Source organism: Bacillus sp. AFS023182 (genome assembly GCF_002560575.1).
In the GTDB taxonomy this organism is placed as follows: Bacteria; Bacillota; Bacilli; order Bacillales; family Bacillaceae_G; genus Bacillus_A; species Bacillus_A arachidis.
Map to the genome: position 1 here is coordinate 1 of NZ_NTRO01000158.1, position 562 is coordinate 562.

The window sequence follows — 562 nt, forward strand, 5'->3', positions numbered from 1 at the left end:
CCAGTTTTTTGTCGGAATGCTTTCCCAAAATTCATCTCAAAAACTATGTCTCTGATACGTACATTTATGAATTATATTAAATTGGAATAAAATAACTTTATTAACAAATGTTATAGATAAATATGGTAAAATCCATATAGAGCAACAACTCAAAAAGTAAAATGGTGATTCAAGTTGAAAAAGTACTCATATGGGTGCTTTTTTCTCTGTCTTACATATACAAAGGGGGATTTCATCATGAATATTATCGACTTAGAACTAGTACGAAAGCGAAAAATAAAGGAAAATAAAATGATTACAATACCAATTATTGAACGGGTCTTTGAAATAAATGGAGAAATTCAGTTTGAAGTAGCTGGTGAAAAAGAAATTCCTATTGCCAGGATAGAAAGGGAATAGATATTCCTGCCCTTTAAATAAATAAGAACCTGTAGTATTCCTACAAGGGGTACTGACGGCAAAACACGGATTTTATACGCCCAGGATATGCAGGATTTCATGCATGCTACGAGAACGGTTTGAACTGCAAAATGCTGTTGTGACGGGGATTTATGAAATCCTA

At 32.9% G+C, this 562-nt stretch carries 1 protein-coding gene; it reads left to right on the forward strand.

The genetic code is table 11. The features are described from left to right. Window positions 1-237: 237 nt before the first annotated feature. Window positions 238-399, forward strand: coding sequence for a hypothetical protein (locus tag CN288_RS29250; RefSeq protein ID WP_098303643.1), 162 nt, complete (start codon window positions 238-240; stop codon window positions 397-399). Window positions 400-562: the final 163 nt, after the last annotated feature.

Excerpts from the sequence above, each read along its gene's own strand:
- CN288_RS29250 (WP_098303643.1), top strand. The coding sequence starts at position 238 with ATGAATATTATCGACTTAGAACTAGTACGAAAGCGAAAAATAAAGGAA.